At 64.5% G+C, this 21,112-nt stretch carries 16 protein-coding genes and 1 pseudogene; 11 read left to right on the top strand and 6 right to left on the bottom strand.

Going from position 1 to position 21,112, the window contains the following annotated elements; all coding sequences use genetic code 11:
* Positions 1-56: 56 nt before the first annotated feature.
* The 3 genes and pseudogenes from AC1Z3O_RS31015 to AC1Z3O_RS31005 all read left to right on the top strand — a co-directional run.
* Complete coding sequence (locus AC1Z3O_RS31015; RefSeq protein ID WP_483520541.1) at positions 57-1,094, top strand: Bug family tripartite tricarboxylate transporter substrate binding protein; 1,038 nt, start codon at positions 57-59, stop codon at positions 1,092-1,094.
* Positions 1,095-1,568: 474 nt separating this feature from the next.
* The gene (locus AC1Z3O_RS31010; protein WP_483520539.1) at positions 1,569-2,549 is read left to right on the top strand and encodes a Bug family tripartite tricarboxylate transporter substrate binding protein; all 981 of its coding nucleotides are present in this window, start codon (positions 1,569-1,571) and stop codon (positions 2,547-2,549) included.
* Positions 2,550-3,204: 655 nt separating this feature from the next.
* A pseudogene (locus AC1Z3O_RS31005) lies at positions 3,205-3,612 on the top strand (ketopantoate reductase C-terminal domain-containing protein); the annotation flags it as partial.
* Here the strand turns inward: AC1Z3O_RS31005 and AC1Z3O_RS31000 are convergent.
* Genes AC1Z3O_RS31000 through AC1Z3O_RS30980 form a run of 5 tightly spaced genes read right to left on the bottom strand, consistent with a single transcriptional unit; the run spans position 3,565 to position 8,980 of the window.
* A complete protein-coding gene (locus AC1Z3O_RS31000; protein ID WP_483520537.1) occupies positions 3,565-4,587 on the bottom strand; it encodes a tripartite tricarboxylate transporter substrate binding protein in 1,023 nt (340 codons plus the stop codon). The pseudogene AC1Z3O_RS31005 and the gene AC1Z3O_RS31000 sit on opposite strands and share 48 nt — an antisense overlap.
* A gap of 53 nt (positions 4,588-4,640) precedes the next feature.
* Positions 4,641-6,227, bottom strand: coding sequence for a fatty acid--CoA ligase (locus tag AC1Z3O_RS30995; protein WP_483520536.1), 1,587 nt, complete (start codon positions 6,225-6,227; stop codon positions 4,641-4,643).
* 49 nt (positions 6,228-6,276) lie between these two features.
* The gene (locus AC1Z3O_RS30990) at positions 6,277-7,554 is read right to left on the bottom strand and encodes an acyl-CoA dehydrogenase family protein (RefSeq protein ID WP_483520534.1); all 1,278 of its coding nucleotides are present in this window, start codon (positions 7,552-7,554) and stop codon (positions 6,277-6,279) included.
* On the bottom strand, positions 7,551-7,952 hold the full coding sequence (locus tag AC1Z3O_RS30985) for a DUF6285 domain-containing protein (protein ID WP_483520532.1): 402 nt from the start codon (positions 7,950-7,952) through the stop codon (positions 7,551-7,553). Before AC1Z3O_RS30985 ends, AC1Z3O_RS30990 begins: the two co-directional genes overlap by 4 nt.
* Positions 7,952-8,980: a phosphotransferase family protein gene (locus tag AC1Z3O_RS30980; RefSeq protein ID WP_483520530.1), complete on the bottom strand. Its 1,029-nt coding sequence runs from the start codon at positions 8,978-8,980 to the stop codon at positions 7,952-7,954. The genes AC1Z3O_RS30985 and AC1Z3O_RS30980 overlap by 1 nt, the downstream gene beginning before the upstream one ends.
* Before the next feature lie 298 nt (positions 8,981-9,278).
* On the opposite strand from AC1Z3O_RS30980, the gene AC1Z3O_RS30975 reads away from it, so the two are divergent.
* From AC1Z3O_RS30975 to AC1Z3O_RS30940, 8 genes are all read left to right on the top strand, one after another.
* Entirely contained in the window at positions 9,279-10,238 is a 960-nt protein-coding gene (locus tag AC1Z3O_RS30975) for a cyclase family protein (protein WP_483520529.1), read from the top strand.
* A gap of 492 nt (positions 10,239-10,730) precedes the next feature.
* The gene (locus tag AC1Z3O_RS30970) at positions 10,731-11,606 is read left to right on the top strand and encodes an enoyl-CoA hydratase/isomerase family protein (protein WP_483520527.1); all 876 of its coding nucleotides are present in this window, start codon (positions 10,731-10,733) and stop codon (positions 11,604-11,606) included.
* A 148-nt stretch (positions 11,607-11,754) separates the two neighbouring features.
* Positions 11,755-12,948, top strand: a complete 1,194-nt coding sequence (locus AC1Z3O_RS30965; RefSeq protein ID WP_483520525.1) for an ABC transporter substrate-binding protein — start codon at positions 11,755-11,757, stop codon at positions 12,946-12,948.
* Between the two features lie 279 nt (positions 12,949-13,227).
* Positions 13,228-14,364: an acyl-CoA dehydrogenase family protein gene (locus tag AC1Z3O_RS30960; protein ID WP_483520523.1), complete on the top strand. Its 1,137-nt coding sequence runs from the start codon at positions 13,228-13,230 to the stop codon at positions 14,362-14,364.
* 22 nt (positions 14,365-14,386) lie between these two features.
* A complete protein-coding gene (locus AC1Z3O_RS30955) occupies positions 14,387-15,631 on the top strand; it encodes an acyl-CoA dehydrogenase family protein (protein ID WP_483520521.1) in 1,245 nt (414 codons plus the stop codon).
* 356 nt (positions 15,632-15,987) lie between these two features.
* On the top strand, positions 15,988-17,181 hold the full coding sequence (locus AC1Z3O_RS30950; RefSeq protein WP_483520519.1) for an acyl-CoA dehydrogenase: 1,194 nt from the start codon (positions 15,988-15,990) through the stop codon (positions 17,179-17,181).
* A gap of 16 nt (positions 17,182-17,197) precedes the next feature.
* On the top strand, positions 17,198-18,325 hold the full coding sequence (locus AC1Z3O_RS30945; protein ID WP_483520517.1) for an acyl-CoA dehydrogenase family protein: 1,128 nt from the start codon (positions 17,198-17,200) through the stop codon (positions 18,323-18,325).
* A complete protein-coding gene (locus tag AC1Z3O_RS30940; protein ID WP_483520515.1) occupies positions 18,325-18,573 on the top strand; it encodes a tripartite tricarboxylate transporter substrate-binding protein in 249 nt (82 codons plus the stop codon). The genes AC1Z3O_RS30945 and AC1Z3O_RS30940 overlap by 1 nt, the downstream gene beginning before the upstream one ends.
* A 126-nt stretch (positions 18,574-18,699) precedes the next feature.
* Here the strand turns inward: AC1Z3O_RS30940 and AC1Z3O_RS30935 are convergent, their stop codons facing one another.
* Positions 18,700-20,364 (bottom strand): long-chain fatty acid--CoA ligase, encoded by a 1,665-nt coding sequence (locus AC1Z3O_RS30935; protein WP_483520513.1) that lies wholly within the window; start codon positions 20,362-20,364, stop codon positions 18,700-18,702.
* Positions 20,365-21,112: the final 748 nt, after the last annotated feature.

Here is a 21,112-nt window from a genome sequence, read left to right as displayed (position 1 = left end):
CCTGGCACCCGCGAGCCGTCGTGGGCGCCCGGATTGACGTTTTCGGGAGTAGACCCATGCGTTCCATTATTCCTCCGGGTAACGACTTGACCGGGAATACCGTAGACCTTCGTCGCCGCACGCTGCTAGGCGCAGCTGCTGGCGCGGCAGCATTGCCCTGGCTGCTGCCGCGCTCCGCGCTGGCCGCCGACTGGCCCTCACGCCCCATCCGCATCATCGCCGCGCAGGCGCCCGGCTCATCCAACGACAGCTCTGCGCGCGCTTTTGCCGAGTTCTTTTCCAGCAAGCTGAGGGTGCCGGTGGTGGTGGAAAACAAGCCGGGCGGCATCGGCATGATCGCCGCGGAAGCCGTGGCGCGTTCCAAGCCCGATGGCTACACGCTGTTGTGCACCTTGCACAGCCAGTTGGCGCAGGCGCCGGTGTTGCTGAAGAAGCCGCCGATCGATCCCTCACGCGACCTCACACCGGTGGCGGCCATCAGTACCGGTGTTGGCGTGATGGTGGCGACCAAGCGGCTGGAGGCCAACACATTCAAGGAGTTGATCGCGCTGGCGCACAAGCGGCCCATCAGCGTGGGCAACTACGGCATCGGCTCGGGCTGGCAACTGATGGTAGCCCAGTTGAAAAAGCTGACCGGGGGCCAGTTCGACATCGTCAACTACAAGGGCACCGGCGCCATGGTTGGCGACCTGATGGCCGGCCATATCGATATCGGTGCGGGGTCGCTGCTCGGGATGTCGGGTGGGCTGGCTAACGGCTCGTTCAAGCCGATGCTGGTGATCTCAGGGCCGCGCTCGCCGAAATTGCCCGGCGTGCCGACCTGGCAGGACGAAGGGATATCCGACCCGATCTTCAGCAACCTGGCCGAGTGCAATATGCTGCTGGGCCCGGCCGGGTTGCCGACCGAGATCATCACCAGCCTAGCGACACTGGTGCGGCAATCGGTCACCGAGTCGGAAGCCGTGATGAACGTGCGGGAGCAGCTTGGCAGCCAGGACACGCCCTTGACCGGTAAGGACCTGCAGCAGTTCATCGCACGTGTCTGGCCGACCTACCAGGCGATGACCAAGGCGGTGGGGCTGAAGGTGGAGTGAGGGCTGAGCCGGCGCAACCGTGAACGCTTGTCGTGTAAGGGATGCGCAACGTCTGCAGACTCCGGTCCCCGGTCACGCGCGCAACCAAGACACGACCCGCCAACGCGCCGATCTGGTGGGTGCTCTCTTTGGAAGTTGTCGCCGTTGGTAAGGTCCCCCGCAAGTATCCCCGTGCAAGACCAAGGATGTTGAGCCAACCACAGAAGGAGAGAAGATCTCACAACGGCACGGCGCGGCGTCCCGCACGCCAAGCATGGCTTGATTCGTTTACTCCATCCATCGCATACGTGATTCACGCCTGAATATCGTCTATTACCACTTTTAATCGAAGCTCCGTGCGCAAGGAACGACGCGTTGACCGCATATGTAGCATCGAGGTCCCGCGGGGAGACCGAAGTGCGGTATTGCCAGGGACGCTCTCTGAGAGTTCTCAAAATCAACACTCAAAATGCCGAGATTAGGCAGGAGACAATTATGCGGTTCGCTGCGTTGGTCGTATCAACCTTTCTTTGTTTGGCCGGCGGGCTGAGCGTGGCAGCAGAGGCCTATCCCTCGAAGCCGGTGAAGCTGGTAGTCGGGTTCCCACCCGGGTCTGGTTCGGATGTCACTGCGCGGCAGCTGGCGAAGCGGATGGCCGATGCGCTGGGGCAGTCATTCCTTGTTGAGAACAGACCAGGCGCGTCCGCGAGTATTGCCGCTCAGATGGTAGCGCAATCGACACCTGACGGGTACACCTTGCTCATCTCGTCGAGCGGACCGCTGATTCTGAGCCCGCTCTTCAATAATGAATTGCGGTACGACGCAGTCCGCGATTTCGAGCCCTTGGGGATTTTGTCCTCCGGCTCGTACGTTCTTCTGGTGAGCAGCAGGTCGAAATTCAAGACTCTTCAAGAATTTGTCGCTGAGGCAAAGGCCCGTCCGGGCAAGCTGAACTATGCTTCCGGCGGGCTAGGAGTCACAAATTATGTGCTGATGGAAATGCTTAAAGCACGTGCCGGCATTGCCCTTCAGCACGTTCCATATAAAGGGGCCTACCCTGCATTCACTGATCTTGCAGGTGGTCAGGTGGACGTCATGTTTGAGGCTGCATCTGTGGCCGAACCTCTAATCAAGCAAGGATTGCTGCGTCCACTGGCGGTTGCTGGCGAGATGCGAGTGGCCGCGTTGCCTGATGTACGTACGTTGAGCGAGTCTGGCTATCCCGGCTTCCAGGGAGAGGCATGGACGGCGATTCTTACTCCCGCTCGTACACCACCCAGCATCGTCGAAAAACTGAGTGCAACGATTCGAAAGATTACCGCAGATCCATCTTGGCGCTCAGACATGGAAGCACTTGGAGCTACTTCACCTCCCGTCTTAACGAATGCCGAATTGAAGCGTTTTATTATAAGTGAGAAAGAGAAGTGGCGATCTGCTATTGATAAGAAGATCATCGCTAGAAGTAATTCCCGTTGAAATATTGAATTAATTGATTTCGCGTCAAAAAAAGCGGTGATGCGGCATCGTGGCCTTTCCTTATATCGCTGCCGCCCATGGCAGGGGAGTCAAATGCACTGGACAGTTGGATCTTTCAGGACCAAGTCCGCCGCGACTGGCTCCGCGGCTTGAAGGCGCTCGCACAAGGGGAAAACGTCTACATCAACCTCGGCGCCCTGCCCGCTATGCAAGGGTAGTGATCGGTCGTCCCCACCCAGTTCGGAGGAGATGGCTGGCAGTTTGGATGCACGAAGCCACTGAGCTCTTTGGCGCGCACCGCGCGATGTTTGAGACCAACGCGCCAGTCCAACCCCTCTTCTCCAGCTATCACAGCACATGGAATGCCTTTAAGCGCATCGCCGCCGGCGCATCAGCCGACGAGAAGGCTGCCCGGCCGCGGCCGCCTATCGCTTGTGGCGTGGCGTCGCGAGGCCGTTCTTGGGAACGCGGTCTGGTACCGGCGCAGTCTTACGCGCCGACGCCAGCCTCTGCCTCCGTGTCCCATTAACTGTGGGACAGGCCGTGCCTTTTACCCATTTACTGTGAGAGATTCTGGCCCGCTTAGTTTGCGACAGTGCTGCGTAACTCCTTGATTTGTCTGTGATTGGTTTCCCATTAACTTTGGGATGTGACAGCCGGGCTGCCCCTGTCGACCCACGCGGACATGCTCCCGGTACAGTGGGGCAAGCTGCTGCTCAACCTCAACAACCCCGTCAACGCCCTCTCCAACCTGCCATTCAAAAGCCAGTTGCCGCAACGCGCCTACCGCCGCTGCGTGGCCCTCGCGCAGCGCGAAGCGCTCGAACTGCTGGCGCAAGCCGGCATCACGCCGGCCAAGATCACGCCCCTGCCGCCGCGCTGGATTCCGCCGCTGCTGGAGACGCCAGATGCGCTCTTTACGCGCTTGGGCAAAGCCATGCTGGCCATCGACCCGCTCGCGCACGAAATCGATTGGATCAACGGCGAGGTGCTGCGGCTGGCCGTGTCAGCCGGGTCAGTTGAGCTGCGTCAGTCGAGCCGGATCCCGAGACTGCTTCACGAAGTACTTGTCGCTGTCATATTGCGAGAAGGCGTACCTCTGATAGTCGTCGGTGCTCATGTAGGCATTCGGCATCGACTCCATCTGCAGCGCGCGCTGGTAGCCGGCGTCCGGAATAGCTGCCTTGAAGGCGTCGTGCAGGACCTTGACGACCTTCGGGTCCATGCCCTTCGGGCCGGCGATGCCGACTTCCGAGATGGCGACGATGTCGTAGCCCATTTCGCGCAGCGTCGGCACCTTGGCCCAGCGCTCCAGCCGCTTTTCCTCGGCCACGGCCAGCGGACGGATCCTGCCGGCCTCGGCGGATGCCGCCCAGCCCCCGTCGAACATGGCCTGGATATGGCCGCCCATCAGCGCCACCAGCACCTCGGCACCGCCCTTGAACGGCACGTAGTTGAGCTCCACGCCGGCCGCTTTTGCCAGCCGTTTGACGAGGATGTGCCCCGAAGTGCCGGTCCCTGTCGCCCCGATATTGACCTTGCCGGGGTTGGCCTTCGCAAAAGCGAGCAGTTCCTGCGGGGTCGTCCACGGCGCGTTGTTCGCCACGCACAAGCCGAACACATAGCGGTTCAGGCCCATGATGTAGGTGAAATCCGTGAGCGGATCGAACGACACCTTCTGGATATGCGGGAGACGGAACAGCGCGGCGTTGGCCACGGCGATGGTATAGCCGTCCGGCGCCGCAGTGCGGGCCATGGCGGCCGGACCCAGCGTCCCGCCCACGCCGGGCTGGTTGACGACAACGATAGACTGGCCCAGCGCCTTGGCGGCCGGGATGACCAGCGCGCGGAACTGCACGTCCGTCGCGCCACCCGCCGGGTACGGCATGATCAGCGTAATCGGCTTGGCAGGGTAAGCCTCCGCGGCGCGCGCGACGCGCGGCAGTACGGCGCCCGTCCCGGTAACGGCCACGCCGGCCAGCCCCGCGGGCACCGACAAGCACAGGGCGCGGCGGCGGCGATTGATCTGTTCGTTCAATTCACGTCTCCTTCTGCAAAGCTTGTTCTAGCCGGGGGCACATCGGGGGCGCATCAGTTGACCTGGCGCTCCTGGCCGTCCCAGTAGGGTTCCCGCAGCTTGCGGCGCAGGATCTTGCCGGACGGGTTGCGCGGCATGGCGTCGATGACGTCGATGCTCTTGGGCAGCTTGAAGCCGGCCACGCGCTCGCGCGCCCAGGCCAGGATGGCCGTGGTGTCCGGCTCCACGCCAGCCGCGGGGACGATCACCGCCTTCACGGCCTCGCCCCATTTGTCGTCCGGCACGCCGATCACGGCCACGTCCGCCACGTGCGGGTGGCCGTAGATGGCACTTTCGACCTCGGCGGGGTAGATGTTCTCGCCGCCGCTGATGATCATGTCCTTCACGCGGTCATGGATGTAGAGATAGCCCTCCGCATCCATGTAGCCCGCATCGCCGGTGCGCAGCCAGCCTTTGCTGTTGAGCGCGCGCTCGGTCTCCTCCGGCTGCTTCCAGTAGCCGGCCATGGTCTGGCTCGAGCGCACGATGACCTCGCCGACCTCGCCGGCGGCCAGCGGGCGGCCTTCCCAGTCGACCACAGCGATCTCCGCCCACGGCATCGCCTTGCCGGCGGCGCGCATGCGGGGCACCGCTTCTGTGGTATGCGCGTCGGGCGGCAGGGCCACCACCGTGCCGGTCGTCTCGGTCATGCCATAGGTCTGCACGAAGCCGCAGCCGAACACCTCCATGCACTCGCGCAACAGCGCGGCCGGAATAGGCGCGGAGCCGTAGACGATGTACTTGAGGCGCGAAAAATCCACCGAACGCGCGCGCGGGTCGCGCAGCACGATCTGCATCGCAGCCGGCACCATGAACAATTTGCTGATGCCCTCGCGCTCGAAGATCTCCAGCACCTGGTGCGGGTCGAACTCCCGTACCACCACGCCGCGCGCGCCGGCCAGCAGGCTGCGCAGCCCCCAGCCGGTACCGCCGATGTGGGCGACCGGCATGGCCACCAGCGAGGTATCGCCCGGGGACCAGCGCATCCAGCCGATGCTCTCGCGCTCGCTGATCTCGCCGCTGATGGTGAGGTTGCGGTGCGTCAGCATCGCCCCCTTGGGGCGCCCGGTGGTGCCGGAGGTGTAGAGCTGCAGCACCACATCGTTGGCCTGCGCCTCGTGCGTCGGACGCACGGCGGGACTGGCGTCGCGCCATGCAGCATAGGTGGTCCAACTGAAGGGGTTGCCCTCGCCTTCTTCCATGGCGATGATTTCGCGCAACTGCGGCAGCCCCGGCGCAACATTCGCCGCGAGCTGCGCCGATTCCCCGCCCGCGAACAGCAGCGCCGCTTCGCAATGGCCCAGGATGTAGGCGACTTCCGGCGCGGCCAGGCGCCAGCTCACCGGGGTGATGACTGCACCCATCTTGGCGGCGCCGAACATCAGCTCGAAATAGCGGTCGCTGTTCCGGCCGAGGTAAGCGACGCGGTCGCCGGGCCGCAGCCCGGCGGCCAGCATGGCTTGCGCCACGCGGTCAGTGTTGGAGTCGAAATCGGCGAAAGTGGTGTCGCGGTCTTCGAAGCGCCAGGCCACGGACGCGCCATGGCGGGCGCTCACGTGGCGCAGAGCGCGCGGCAGGGTTTCGTAATGACTCAGGTCCATGCGGTTGTCTCGTCGCGGCACGTGAAGGGAATGCTGACTACGGAAATGCTCAATGCTTGTTCGGCCCCATGTAGCCGAACAGGAAACCCGCCACCTTGCGCATCTGGATCTCGTCCGAGCCCTCGGTGATGCGGTAGCGGCGATGGTGACGGTAGATGTGCTCGAACGGCTTGTGGCGCGAGTAGCCGATGCCGCCATGCACCTGCATGGCGGTGTCGGCCGCCTCGCAGCACAGCCGGTTGGCGGTGTAGTTGCACATCGAGACCTTGTCGGACAGATGCTTGTCGACTTCGCGCTTGCTCATGCGGTCCATCTGCCAGGCGGTCTGGCGGATGAAGGCGCGCAGCATCTCGGCGCGGGTGGCCAGGTCGACCAGCGGGAACTGGATGCCCTGGTTGCGGGCCAGCTCTTCGCCGAAGGGCTTGCGCTCGCGGGCGTAGCGCACGCTCTCGTTGATGCAGTAGGTGGCAGCGCCCAGGCTGGAGGCGGCCTGGCGGATGCGGTTCTCGTGGACGAAATACTGCGCCACGGCGAGCCCCGCGCCGAGGTTGCCGAGGATGGCATCTTCCGGCACCCAGACGTTGGTGAAGCTCACGCGCGGGTGGTCCGTCGGCATGTTGAAGGTCCATAGGTATTCCTCGACCTTCACGCCGTCGGCCTGCGCCGGCACGATGAAGGCGGTGATGCCTGCGGCGTCGCCGTCCTTGCCGCTGCTGCGCGCGAACACCACGCAATGGCTGGCGACGTGCATGCCGGTGGTCCACATCTTCTCGCCGTGGATGCGCCAGCCGGCGCGACCGTTGCGCGTTTCCGGTACGGCGCGAGTTTCCATGTGCGTAGCGTCGGAACCGTGGTTAGGTTCGGTCAGGCCGAAGGCGAATTTCACACCGTCTTCCAGCATGCCCGGCACGAATTCCTTGCGCTGCGCCTCCGTGCCGAAATCGCGCATGATCAGCACGAAGGGCCGGTTGCCGACGATGGAGTGCTCGTTCTGCAGGTCGTTGTGCAGGCCCAGACCCTTGGACGCCAGGTGATCACGGATCACGGCCATGCCGAGGTTGGTCCCATCCTTGCCGCCGTATTCCTTCGGCAGGGCGTAACGCAGGTGGCCGGCACGGTCGGCGCGGCGGCGGCATTCGGCCAGTAGTTCTTCCCACTCCGGGCGCGGCAGGCCACCGTTCTCGAAATCGGTGCGGGCCCACTCGCGACGGTGGTCGAAGAAGCGCTCGTTGTCGTCCTGGGCTTGCAGGGGCTTGATCTCGGCGTCGATGAAGGCGTCGAGTTCGGCGAGGTAGGCCGTCAGTTCGGCGGGCAGATCGAAGTTCATTTGCGGGTCTCCGTTGCTTGCGAATTCGCTTGGTCCAGCAGGGCGCGGTAGCTGGCGTAGGTGGGCTGGTCTATGGCCACCTTGTCGAGGGTGACGGCCCACAGGTGGTCGGCCAGGCCAGGCGTGGCGGCGTCGAAGCGGCCGGCGGCGATCGCTTCGCACAAATCGCGGTTGAGTGCTTCGAGCGAGCCGTCAGTGCCCAGCAGTTCGCGCAGGCGGGCCCGCTCGGCGTCGCGCGCGGCGGGCGCCAGGCGCAGTTCGCGCTCGACGATGCCGAGCGCGCGCACGGCGACTTGTGTGTCGAAGGCCTCGCGGCCGCTGAGTTTCGGGATCACCGTCTCGCGCAGGAAATGCGCGACGGACTGCAGCATGTCAGCCGCGGATGGGGAGTCTTGCATCACTGGCCTCGCGGAAACATCAGGTTGAGCAGATCGATCTCGGTCTCGGAGCTGCGGCGCCCGATCACCGCGCGCTCGACGGTGCGCGGACCGCCGCTGGCTGGCGGCTGCGACATCGCTTCGCAGCCAATGCCCCACTTGAGCACGCCGAAGGTTTCCCAGAACCGCACGCGGGCCGCGTCGACCACCCCGCCGCCGGCTTCGTAGCCGGCGAACAGGTCTTCACGCGCGCCGAAGCCGCCAACCGGCCCCGCGCCGCCGAAGCGCCACGAATTCACGCAGATCCAGCCAAGGTCTTCCATGGGATCGCCGAGATGGGCGAGTTCCCAGTCGAGTACGGCACGCAGGCCTTCCTCGCCGACCATCACGTTGCCGTTGCGGAAGTCGCCGTGCACCAGCACCGGCCGCGCGGGCGGCGGTGGCACATTGCGCTGCAGCCACTGAAAAGCCAGCTCGAACACGGGCTTGTCGGCATGCAGGCTGCGGTGGCGCGCCAGGTAATTCTTCAGCTCGACGGCGGCGGGCGCTTCGCGCAGCCGGGGTAGGCCGTCGACAGGAATGCGGTGGATGGCGGCCATGGCCTGGCCGCACTGGAAGGCGAGAACGCGGCGGGCGTCGGCGAAGCGCGCATCGCGCACGATCTTGCCGCCCAGGGTCTCGCCATCGATATGGTCCATGACGAAGCCGTCGCCGAGTCCGTCGGACGGCTGCAGCACGGCGCGCACACGCGGCACCGGTACGCCGGCGCGGCTGGCCTGGGCGATCAGTTCGGCTTCGACGGCGAGGCCGGCCTGGGTCGATTGCTCTTCGGGCTTGCCGACCGCGGCCGAGGCACGGCGCAGGATCATGCGCTGCACACCGCCCTGGCCGGTGACAGTGAACGACCAGGTCTCCTGGCTCGCGCCGCCCGACAGGCGGCGCAGATCGGCTACGCCCGGGGCGGCTATGCCCGGTGAACTAGCAATCATCCGCCCGGCCACGCGGCGCAGGCGCTCAGTCATGACTTCAGGGTCTGCGGCTGATGCCATTCGCTTCTGGTATTCCACGTCATGCCCGCGCCATGCGCCGGCGTCTGGTCAGGGATGGCCGCTGGCGGCCGCGCAAGGCGCCACTGGCACCGGGTAGCCATTCTGCGCAGCGGCGCGCCGGCGGTGATCGTCGGATGCGACGATTTGCGCGCCCGAGTGGGGATAGCCCCGATGAGGACCCATCCTTCACTCACTACACTGACCCGTACCAGTCAGCACGATCGTTCCGATCGATAACAATGCGCGGCCTCCTCCCGCTCCCCGGGGCGGCCGCGCATCCTCTTCAAGGAGACAGTGCATGGATGCGAAGAAACCTGTAGTGGCCGACCTGCTGCGCGACTCGCCGAAAAACTGGGGAAAGTGGGGCCCGGACGACGAAGTCGGCTCGCTCAACTACCTGACCCAGGCCGAGGTGCTGCGCGGCGTGGCGGCGGTGCGCTCGGGCAAGATGTTCACGCTGCAGATCCAGATGGGCAACCCGAAGGGCGACCCGGTCTGGCCGGGCCGCCAGCAGGCGCGCCGCCTCAATGTGCTCGACAAGGGCCACTATTTCTGCGGCAAGCGCCCGCATTTCTCCGGGCAGGCCGAGTACAGCGATGACATGATGATCATGGACCTGCAAGGGTCCACGCAGTACGACGCGCTCGGTCACGTCTGGTACGACGACCAGCTCTGGAATGGCTACGACGCCAAGTCCACCATCGGCGGCATGGACCGCGCCAGCGTACTGCCCATCGCCGAACGCGGCGTGGCGGGCCGGGGCGTGCTGATCGACATGGCGCGCCACCGCGGCAAGGACGTGCTCGACGCCGGCGAGACCTTCAACCACGAAGACCTGATGGCCGCCGCCGAGGCGCAGGGCGTGCGGATCGAGAAGCACGACATCCTGATCATCCGCACCGGCTGGATCGGGTCCTTCTACCGGCGGGACCCGGCCGAGTTCTACAAGGACTTCATCGAACCCGGCCTGACGTACTGCCCGGCGCTGGTCGACTGGTTCCACGAGATGGAGATCCCCAACCTTGTGACCGACACCATTGCCAACGAGGTGACCGTTGACCCGGTCTCTGGCGTCGCGCTGCCGCTGCATAACGCGCTGATGCGCAACCTTGGGGTGGCACTGACTGAGATCGCCCAGCTCGATCCGCTGGCGGACGATTGCGCGGCCGATGGCCAATGGAGCTTCCTCTATACCGCGGCACCGCTGAAGGTTGTGAAAGGTAGCGGCGCTCCGGTGAATCCCGTAGTTATTAAATAATCATGGCGGTTTCAAGTGAGCGTGAATCTTCACCCCCAGGCAATCGGCCTGTGCCGGTGCGGCTGTCAGTGTGCATGCCAGCGTGGCGCCCAGCGCGGCGAGTGCGCGGGCAAGATCAGGAGCCCCAGCGTCGTGGCGTTGCAATACGCGGGTGCGGATGGATTCGTTGATCTGATACCGGCAGCAACGAGGTGGAGTACTGCCGCGCCTTGATAGCGAAGGCGACGGAAGTGACCTGCTATCGCCGCACCTTTAGGCACGCCCCCTGCAACGCGTACGTATCCCGCCGCGCAGGGGCGCCGGCGGGGTTGGTCCGCTGCCCGGGAAATTCGTCGCTTTCGACGATGGCCGCCCTCCCCACGCCGTCCAGAATCGGTTGCTTCCCCCGGAACAGCCGCCGGGCGGACCAACGTCTCCCTCCCAACCCTCCCAACCCTCCCAGCCCAGCCGTGCTGGCCGACGGCGGGGCATGGCTTTATCCGGAAGCGCACTATGTCCAACGCCGTTGCAGTCAGTCCTGTCGAGTCGGTTCCCGCCGACGCCGTCATCGAGGCCTCCCGCTACGAGGCCATCCACGTCGAACGGCGAGGCAGGGTGGACTGGGTGACGCTGAACCGGCCCGAGCGCCTGAATACGCTGAACCACCGGATGATTGCCGAATTGCTGCACTACTTCGGCGCACGCATCGAGGATCCGAACGTACGCGTGATCGTGCTGCGCGGCGCGGGCACCGCCTTCTGCGCAGGTCTGGACCTGCGCGACAGCCAGGGTGCTGATCCGGCCTTCCAGCCGCATCAGGGCGACCCGGCCACCCAGTTGCGTCGCCAGCGCCGCATCGCCGAGATCGTCATGCGCATGCGGCGCGCGCCGCAGCCTGTCATCAGCCTGATCCACGGCCCCGCCTGCGGCGGTGGCTTTGCCATGGCGCTGGCCTCGGATATCCGGCTGGCCGGGGAGAGCGTGCGCATGAACGCCGCTTTCATCCGCCTCGGGCTGTCGGCCTGCGACATCGGCGTGTCTTACTTCCTGCCGCGGCTGGTGGGCGTATCGGTGGCATCCGAGCTGATGATGACCGGCCGCTTCATCCACGCGGCGCGCGCGGAGCGCGTCGGGCTGGTGTCCGAAGTGGTGCCCGACGACCAGCTCGAGGCCGCCGCCCAGCCCTATATCGACGACATGCTCAACACCTCGCCGCTGGGCCTGCGCCTGACCAAGGAGTGCCTGAACCACAGCGTCAATGCCGCCAGCTTGGATGCCGCCATTGCCATGGAAGACCGCAACCAGGTGCTGTGCCTGCATTCGCGCGACTTCGCCGAAGGCGTGAGCGCCTTCCTGGCCAAGCGCCCGCCGCGCTTCGGCGACGCCTGAACCCGCCCGGCGGTCGCACCTGTCCGGACACGGCGCCAGCCGTTGCAGTGCCCCGGCTGGCAACGCCCCGCGCTGGGTAATCAACGGTACCAAGGAGGAGACACGTATGGCAGAGCAGGGATCGGGTTTCGGCAGGAGATGGACGCAGGTGAGGTTGCTCGCGGCCGCGCTGATTGGCGGCCTAGCCGCCGCGGGCGCCGTGAGCGCGCAGAAGGCGTATGACGAGGGCGCCTCGGATACCGAAATCGTGATTGGCAACACGATGCCTTACTCCGGCCCGGCGTCGGCGTATGGCACGGTGGGCAAGTCCCTCGAGGCCTACTTCCGCAAGGTCAACGCCGAGGGCGGCATCAACGGCCGCAAAGTCAAGCTGATTTCGCTGGACGACGCCTACAGCCCGTCGCGCGCCGTAGAGCAGACGCGCAAGCTGGTGGAGCAGGAAAAGGTCCTGCTGATCTTCGCCCCGGTGGGCACCGGCAGCAACGCCGCCACGCAGAAGTACCTCAACATGAGGAAGGTGCCGCAGCTCTTCGTCAGCTCTGGCGCCGACCGCTGGGGTGACCCGCAGCACTTCCCGTGGACCATGGGCTGGAACTTGAGCTACCGGCAGGAAGGCGGCGTCTACGCCAAGCACATCCTGGAAACCCGCCCGCAGGCCAAGATCGGCATCCTTTACCAGAACGACGAGTTCGGCAAGGACATGCTGCGCGGCTTCCTCGATGGCCTGGGCGAGAAGGGCAAGGCGCTGATCGTGTCGCAGGTCAGCTATGAATTGAGCGATCCGACGGTCGATAGCCAGCTGATCACGCTGAAGGCTTCGGGCGCCGATACGCTGGTCAACCTGTCCACGCCCAAGTTCGCTGCCCAGTCGATCCGCAAGATGGCAGCGCTCGGCTGGAAGCCGGTGCATTACCTGGGCAACGTGTCGTCGTCGATCACCGCGGTGATGAAGCCGGCGGGCCCCGAGAACGCCGTGGGCATCATCACCACCGGCTACCTGCGCGACCCGGCCGACCCGCGCTGGGCGCAGACCAAGGAAGGGCTGGACTTCGCCGCGTTCATGAAGCAGTACTACCCGGACGGCGACCCGCACGAGGGCCTGAACGTGATGGGCTACTCGGTAGCGCAGACGCTGGTGCAGGTACTCAAGCAGTCGGGCGACAACCTGACCCGCGCCAACATCATGAAGCAGGCTGCCAACCTCGACATGACGCTGCCGATGCTCTTCCCGGGCATCCGAGTGAAGACGTCGAGCGACAACTTCCACCCGATCAGGGGCATGCAACTGATGCGCTACAACGGGACGTGGTATGACTTCGTCGGCGGGGTCGTCGGCCAGTAAGGCGGCAAGCGGCAGAGAGGGGCGTGAATAACCGGTTCTCCGCGCCGTCCCCTCAGGGAATCCACGCAAGCCGGCGGAGCGATCAGATGGTCCCGTTGTTTCAGACCAAATGGGAACGATGGCGGGTCGTAGAGCTACCGCGTCGAGTTCGTCGATTCCGACGATTCCACGGGGTAGCTACGGAAGGGAAGATAACCCTCGTCCCGCGCACTCAAGACTGGACTGGAATTGCGGGATGCGCTCGCACTCTTGGGCGCGTAACGGAGGAGACCATTCCGAATGAACTTCGATTTCTCTGAAGACCTGGGCTTGTTGCGCGAGCAAGCGCGCAAGTTCATGGTCGAGCAATGTCCGACAACCGCAGTGCGTCGCGTGTTGGAGCGCGCTGGGGATGAGGCGGGCATGCTTCGCCCGCTGTGGCGAAAGGTGGCCGAAATGGGCTGGCTCGGCGCGGCGGTTCCCGAGCAGTACGGGGGTGTCGGGCTGGGCCACGAGGCCTTGTGCGTGGTGGCCGAGGAACTCGGACGGGCGCTTGCCCCGATTCCGTTCGCCTCAACGGCCTACCTTGTCATGGAAGCCATACTGACACATGGCACTGAGGCGCAAAAGGCAGAGTACTTGCCGCGTCTTGTGAGTGGCGAAATGATTGGCGCTTTTGCGTTGGCAGAGGGGCCGGGAAATCCCTCAGTCGGGGCGATCGGCGCGAGGTGGCGTGATGGTCGACTGAGCGCCGACAAGTGGCCGGTTGCCGATCTCAACGTCGCTGACCTGTTTGTGGTGGTTGCGCGGGATGACGCGGGTGAACCGACGCTGGTCTTGATGTCCAGGGAGACTCCCGGCGTCGAGCGACTGCCGGTGGACACGCTGGATCCCAGCCGCGACTATGGGCGCCTTTGCTGCAGCAACGCACCTGCCGTGCGTCTTGGCGATGCAGCTTGTGGCTGGGACGGTGTTCAGGCGTTGCTAGACAAGGCTGCGGTGCTTCTCGCATTTGAGCAACTGGGCGGAGCGCAGGCTTGCTTGGACATGGCGAATGCCTATGCCAAGGAGCGCATTGCGTTCGGACGGGCGATCGGTTCTTTTCAGGCGATCAAGCACAAGCTTGCCGACATGTACATCGCGATCGAACTCGCTCGATCGAACGCCTACTACGGCGCGTGGGCTCTCCAGACCGGAGCGGCGGAACTGGGGCTTGCTGCTGCCGCGGCACGCGTGGCCGCGACCGAGGCCTACCACCTCGCCTCCAAGGAGAACATCCAGACGCATGGTGGCATGGGCTTTACCTGGGAAATGGACTGCCACCTCTATTACCGTCGCGCCAAGACGCTGGCCCTCGTCGTTGGAAGCGCTCGCTTCTGGAAAGACAGGCTGGTAACGCTGTGGGGCGCGCAAAGCGATCCGGCAGCCGCTGTTTGATTCGCGACCTCAGGAGACACACATGGATTTCAACGACACCCCTGATGAGGCACGCTTTCGTGCCGAGGTTCGCGCCTTCCTGGATGCCAACGCTCAACATCAACGCGACGGTGAGCCCCAACTGCGTTCCGGTGATGAAAACGGTGCCAAGGCTCTCGCTTTGGCAAAGGCGTGGCAGGCCACGAAGTACGATGCAGGATTCGCCGGCATTACCTGGGATAAGCGGTGGCATGGCCGGGGCGGGACGCCCATCCAGCAAGTGATCTACAACCAGGAGGAGGCACGGTACAAGGTGCCGCGCGGCTTCTTCGACATTGGGTTGGGCATGTGCATTCCAACCATGATTGCATACGCTACGCCGGAGCAACTGGAGCGCTACGTGCGCCCGGCGCTGCGTGGGGAAGAAATCTGGTGCCAGCTATTCTCCGAGCCCTCCGCCGGCTCCGATGTGGCCGGGCTCCGCACGCGAGCCGAGCGGGTATCGGACGAGCCCGGCGCGGATTGGATCATCAACGGGCAAAAGGTTTGGACCAGCGGGGCGCACTACAGCGATTACGGCATCGTGCTCGTACGTACTGACCCTAGGGTGCCGAAGCATGCGGGCCTGACCATGTTCTTCATCGACATGAAGACACCTGGTATCGAGGTACGACCCATCAAGCAAATTCTGGGCACTTCCAATTTCAACGAGGTCTACTTCCACGATGTGCGCGTTCCGGATGCCCAACGGCTCGGTTCGGTAGGCGGGGGCTGGAAGGTGTCGATCACGACGTTGATGAACGAACGTCTGGCAGTCGGCCAAAGCCCGGGGCCGGATGCGCAGGACATCATGCGGCTGGTGCGCGGCCTGCAACTGGAGGGCAGGCCGGCGCTTGCTGATGATGCCGTGCGTGAGCGCCTGGCCGACTGGTATGTTCAGGCTCAGGGGCTGAAGTTCACTCAGTTCCGTACGATGACCGCACTGTCGCGCGGGCAGACTCCTGGCCCGGAGGCATCGATCACGAAGATCGTCAGCGCCAACAAGCTTCAGGCTATCGCCTCCTTCGGTATCGACTTGTTGGGGCAGGCAGGGTCTGTTACCGACCCGGCGCTGGTTCCGGTGCGTGGCTGGTTCCAGCAGGCGCTGCTGTACGCCCCGGGTATGCGGATCGCCGGCGGCACGGATGAAATCCTGCGCAACATCATTGCCGAGCGCGTGCTCGGCCTTCCGGGCGATGTGCGCGTTGACAAGGATCGGCCGTTCAACGCTCCCGCTACCGCGACCTGATGCGGAATTCGCGAACGGTTGCGCGCCTGGCGTCGCGCCGCTCGCCTCTGCTTGCGATTACGTATCGCACCGTGAATAGAAACCGGCCTTGACTCCGTGGCTGATCCAGACGTACGCCGTCGAACCGGGGTACCCCAGCTTCGCCCGACCAGAGCGGCGCGCGCTTGGCTGCAAAGGCTTGAGTCCTGCAATGCGGTCCATGGAGCTGAGTGCGACCTGGGTGGGCGGCATCTGGTTCTCCCAGGGTTCAAGTACTGGAAGCACGCGCCGAGAACGTTGCCTGATTTGCTGATTGCGGTATCCGCCGGGGCTCGCAGCCGAGCGCAGGGCCTGGCGGCCTATGACAGGAGCCACTCATGGATTTTCACTCCGATGCCGGACTGGAAGCGTTCCGGGCGGAGGTTCGCGCCTTCCTGCGCGACCACATGCCGGACGATCTGAAAGGGCGCGTGCACGGCGCCCGCTCGCCGCGCGCCGACGCGCGCCGCTGGCAGGCCACCCTCAACGCCCACGGCTGGGGCGCGCCCACCTGGGCGAAGGAGCACGGCGGCACTGGCTGGTCGCCACGCCAGATTCAGGTATTTGACGAGGAATGCGCGGCCGCCGGTGCGCCCACGCAGGACGGCTTTGCGCAGCGCCTGCTGGGCCCGGTGATGAATGCCTTTGCCACGCCCGAGCAGAAAGCCGAGCACATGCCGCATATCTTTAACGGTACGCGCCACTGGTGCCAGGGCTTCTCCGAGCCTGGCGCCGGGTCGGATCTCGCCTCGCTGCGCATGCAAGCCGTGCTGGATGGCGACCACTACGTCGTCAACGGCCAGAAGATCTGGACCAGTTACGCCCACGAGTCGGACTGGATTTTCCTGCTCGTGCGTACCGACCCGCACGTGAAGAAGCAGGCCGGCATCAGCTTCCTGCTCGTCGATATGAAGTCCCCCGGCATCACGGTGCGCCCCATCATCACCATCGACGGCTGCCACCATCTTAACGAAACCTTCTTCGACAACGTCCGCGTGCCGGTGCACAATCGCATCGGGGCCGAAGGCGAAGGCTGGAAGGCTACCAAATTCCTGCTCAATAACGAGCACGCCGCCACGGCCGACCTGCCGACGCTGACGCGCTTCTTTCGCAAGCTGAAGGAGTGCGCCACGCAGCAATATGCGGACGGCACCCGCCTCATCGAGCAGCCGGCATTCGCGCTGCGGCTGGTGCGGCTGGAGGCGGAACTGCGCGCCATTCGCGTGATGGTCCAGCGCGTGGCCGAACTGGATCAGGAGCACGACCACGAGGCACATGCGATGGGATCGATGCTGAAGATTCGCGGCACCGACCTGCAGCAGCGCATGAGCGAATTCCTGGTCGAATCTCTCGGTGACTATGGCGCCGTGGCGTATCCGGCGGCCTATGGCGACGAAGCCGATGTGCTGCCTGGCCAGACGCTGGGCAAGGGCGCGGCCGCCCAGATGTTCTTCCGCCGTGCCTCGACCATCTACGGCGGCACCAGCGAAGTGCAGCGCGGCATTATCGCCAAGCTGAAGTTCCGGTTCTGACGAGGAGGACGTCACCATGAAATTCAAGCTGAACGCGGAACAACAACTGCTGCAGGACAGCGTGCGCCGCTTCGTCGACAAAGCCTGCGGATTCGACTCGCGCACCGCCCAGCTGCGTGCTGGAGACGACCTGCGCCACTGGCGCGACATTGCTGCTAACGGCTGGGTGGCCGCAGCAGTGCCGGAAGCCTATGGCGGCCTCGGCGGAAGCACCATCGATACCGCGCTCATCGCGCACGAATTGGGCCGTGGCCTGGTGGTAGAGCCCTACCTCGGCAACGGCGTGCTCGCCGTGCAGACGCTGCTGGCCGCTGCCAGCGAGGAACATAAAGCCGGCGTCGTGCCTGCAGTGGTCGACGGTGCCCGCCGCCTCGCGCTCGCCTACAGTGAGCCGGGCACGCGCAGCAACCCCGCCCTGGCAACGACGCGTGCCGAAGCCCACGCCGGCGGCTATCGCCTGACGGGGCGCAAGACGCTTGTGCTCGGCGGCGTTGGTGCTGACCAGTACCTCGTTTCCGCTGTGACGGATGAAGGTGCCGGCATTTCGCTGTTCCTTGTCGACGCCGGTAGCCCGGGCCTGACCGTGACCGTTCTACCTTTGCACGACGGCAGCCATGCCGCCGAACTGTCGCTCGATGGCGTCGCCGTGCCCGGCGCGAACCTCGTCGGCGGCATCGGCGCGGGCTTGCCCGCGCTGCGCACGGGCATCGCCCACAGCATCGCGGCGCTCTGCGCAGAACTCGTCGGCGCCATGGAGCGCGCCATCGAAATGACGTCCGACTACCTCAAGGTCCGCCAGCAGTTCGGCGTGGCCATCGGCACCTTCCAGGCGTTGCAGCACCGCATGTCGGACATGGCCGCCGATCTGGAGCTCGCGCGCTCGATGCTCTACGCGCTGCTCGCCGCGCTGGAGAACGATGCACCCGCCGAGCGCGACTACGTCGCCTCGCAGGCCAAGTCTCTCGTCGGCCGGCTGGCGAGGACCGTGTGCGGGCAGGCCATCCAGCTCCACGGCGGGATCGGCATGACCGAGGAATGCGCGATCGGGCATTATTTCAAGCGCGCCGTGGTGGCCGACGTGCTGCTCGGCAGCGCTGACCAGCACGACATGGCTTGCATGCAAGCCATCCAAGCCGCGCCCTGATGACGGACTGCTTCAAGGCGAAAGCGGACACCACCGACGTGGTGAGCGTGTCATGCAAGGGAACCGGCCCGCAGATGCAAGCGGTCGTCGCCGGCGAGGTGGATATGGCAATCGATCCGTTCAACTCGCTGGCCTTCCGGCCCGGCAAGCTACGGCCGCTGGCGGTCTTGTCGGCCAAGCGCTCGCCGGCGCTGCCGGCACGTTGGGCCCACATCGTGAGGGAAACCGGCTATCGTGCAGGCGCGTAAGCCCGGGTAATTGCGTTCGTGATGCTGCCTGCAGCAAACGAACCGAAGGCCGCCCTCCTGCCGGAGCGGCGGCCTTTCTTTTGATGCTTCACGGTACTATCTGCCGCAAGGAATCGCCCGCTTCCCTCATTGCACGCTATGCAACCCTGCCTCCTGCAAGGCACGCCACATGATCTTGCCCGTGGCTGACTTCGGCAGCGTTTCTACGATGTCAACGATGCGTGGCACCTTATACACGGCAAGACGCTCGCGACACCAGGCAATAATGGCTTCCGGCTCGGCTTCAGCGCTGCCTCGCGCCGGGGGCTTTATGGACACCACTGCCCGCACGGTCTCCCCGCGCGTGGCATCCGGCGCCGAGACTACACAAGCTTCGTGAACGGCCGGGTGGCTGTACAACAGGTTTTCGACCTCCGCCGGCCAGACCTTGAAGCCACTTGCGTTGATCATCCGCTTCAGACGATCGCGCATGAAGAAGTAGCCGTCCTCGTCGACGAAGCCAAGGTCTCCGGTCCTCAGGAAGCGCTTGCCGTCGCGCTCGATGAAGGACTCGGCATTTGCCTTGTCATTGTTCCAGTACCCCATCAGCACTTGCTTGCCGTGGACGATGATCTCGCCCGTCTCGCCGGGAGGCATCTCCGCAAGCGTCTCCGGGTCGATCACGCGAGCGTCGACGCCGAACGTAGGAATGCCCAGACACTCCCGCTTTGGCCGATGACGCGGATTGGAAAGGAGGAACGCCGCCGTCTCCGTCATTCCGTAGCCTTCGATATAGCGCAGGCCGAAGCGCTGCAGCAGCAAATCGGCGATGGCGTCGGGCATCGCTGCGCCGCCACCGCCGATGAATGCGAGGCTGGACAAGTCACGATCGGCGATACCAGGCTGCGTGAAGAAGTCGACCAGCATTGAGGGAGGCGCCCCCCAGTTGGTCACACGGTAACGTTCAATCAGCTCAGCGGCAAGCACCCGGTCCCAGCGGGGCAGCAGCACAACCGTCGCCCCCTGGAAGAAGGGGGTGTTCATGCTCCCCTGCATGCCGAGCAGATGGAACAGCGGCGCAACCGACAAGCAGACAGCTTCGGAGGTGGTGCCGATCCAGACCGGCGATGCGACCGCAGCCGCCATCACGCTGCCATGCGTGTGGATGCAGCCTTTCGGATTGCCAGTGGTGCCGGATGTATAGGGCAGCATGCACATCGTGTCCGGTCCGGCTTGGTGCGGCAGAGGTTCCTTGCCGGCCGACATGGCGTCTGGCCACCGCGTAAGCGGATGGCACACCTCAGACAGCGCCGTGGGAACGCGCGCCCAGTCGGGCACTGGCAGACCACCGTCTTCGATTAGCGCTTCAGCGTAGTCATGTGCGATCACGTGCTGCACGGCTTCGCCATGCAAGGGTGCGAGGCGACCATACAGCTCGTTAGCGCAGAAGGCAACGCGCGCGCCACTGTCCTGAACAACGTGCGCGAGTTCATTGGTGAGCCACATCGGGTTGGCTGGCACGACGACGCCCTCGGCGCGAAGGATCGCATAATAGGCAACGTAGTATTGTGGGCAATTCTGGCTGTACAACAACACGCGATCGCCCGGCGTCACGCCACACACCGCTTGCAGGTAGCCCGCCATGCGCTCGATCTGGTCATAGAGCACGGCGTAGGTGATCGATGTCCCGAAGTATTGAATCGCGGTCTTATCGGGGTAGCGGCGGGCGGCGACCTCGACGTTGTAGACAAGACTCGTCCGAGGCACGTGCAGCGTGGCGGGGAGGCCCGCAGGCCAGTATGGGGAGCGCATCACGGAGTTCTTAGCAGTCATGAAGGAAGGGGAGAAGTACCTAGAGCGAAGCCAAGAAGCAGTCTGCTTCGGGAAACCTGACTACAGGCGCCTAACAAAAGGCCAGTCTGTCTGCCGGAATTCAATGCGCCCTCCGTCCCATCTCCACTGCTTTGCACGAGTGGATAGAAGGCAATGCGTCAACATCTCGCGTCCGACGACTGATGGACTCCGAATGATTGTCGGGGAGAAGTGTTTCTGCGTTCCTCGTCGGAATCGCTGAATTTGACGGTGGGCCTCGCGCTGCGAGAGCATGCGGTCTGGTCAGTAAAACGGCTCCTGCCGTCAGCGCGACATGACCGATATCTTTCCCCACGTCCAGGTCATCGATAGCAAGCACTTTTACATCCCCGGTTGCTTCCAGCACGCGTTCGCTCTCCTGCGGTACCGCAAGTTCAGCTCCAAGTACTCGAAAGCGCAGCCTCAGCTTCCCTGGTCCGAGGGGAATGATAGCGACGGTGTCGGAGGATCGAGGGCGAGCCATTGCCACGCGCTACGACAAGACAGCCGTTGCCTTTCCTGGCGCCATCCATCTGGCTGCCGCTGTCGTATGGCGCATTTGATGAGACGCCCTAGTGTCAGTCCACATCCACATGGCAGTCAAACTGCAAGAAATGCGGCAGTCTCATCTACGCCTCCCTTGTAACTTTCACCTGCGGACCTCAACAAAGGAGACAAGGGCGTGAACGGAATACAGAAAAATGAGGCA

The sequence above is a fragment of the Cupriavidus sp. 09_S30 genome (assembly GCF_056930435.1).
Note: the sequence above shows the minus strand (reverse complement) of the source record. Positions and strands in the feature narration are given on the sequence as shown.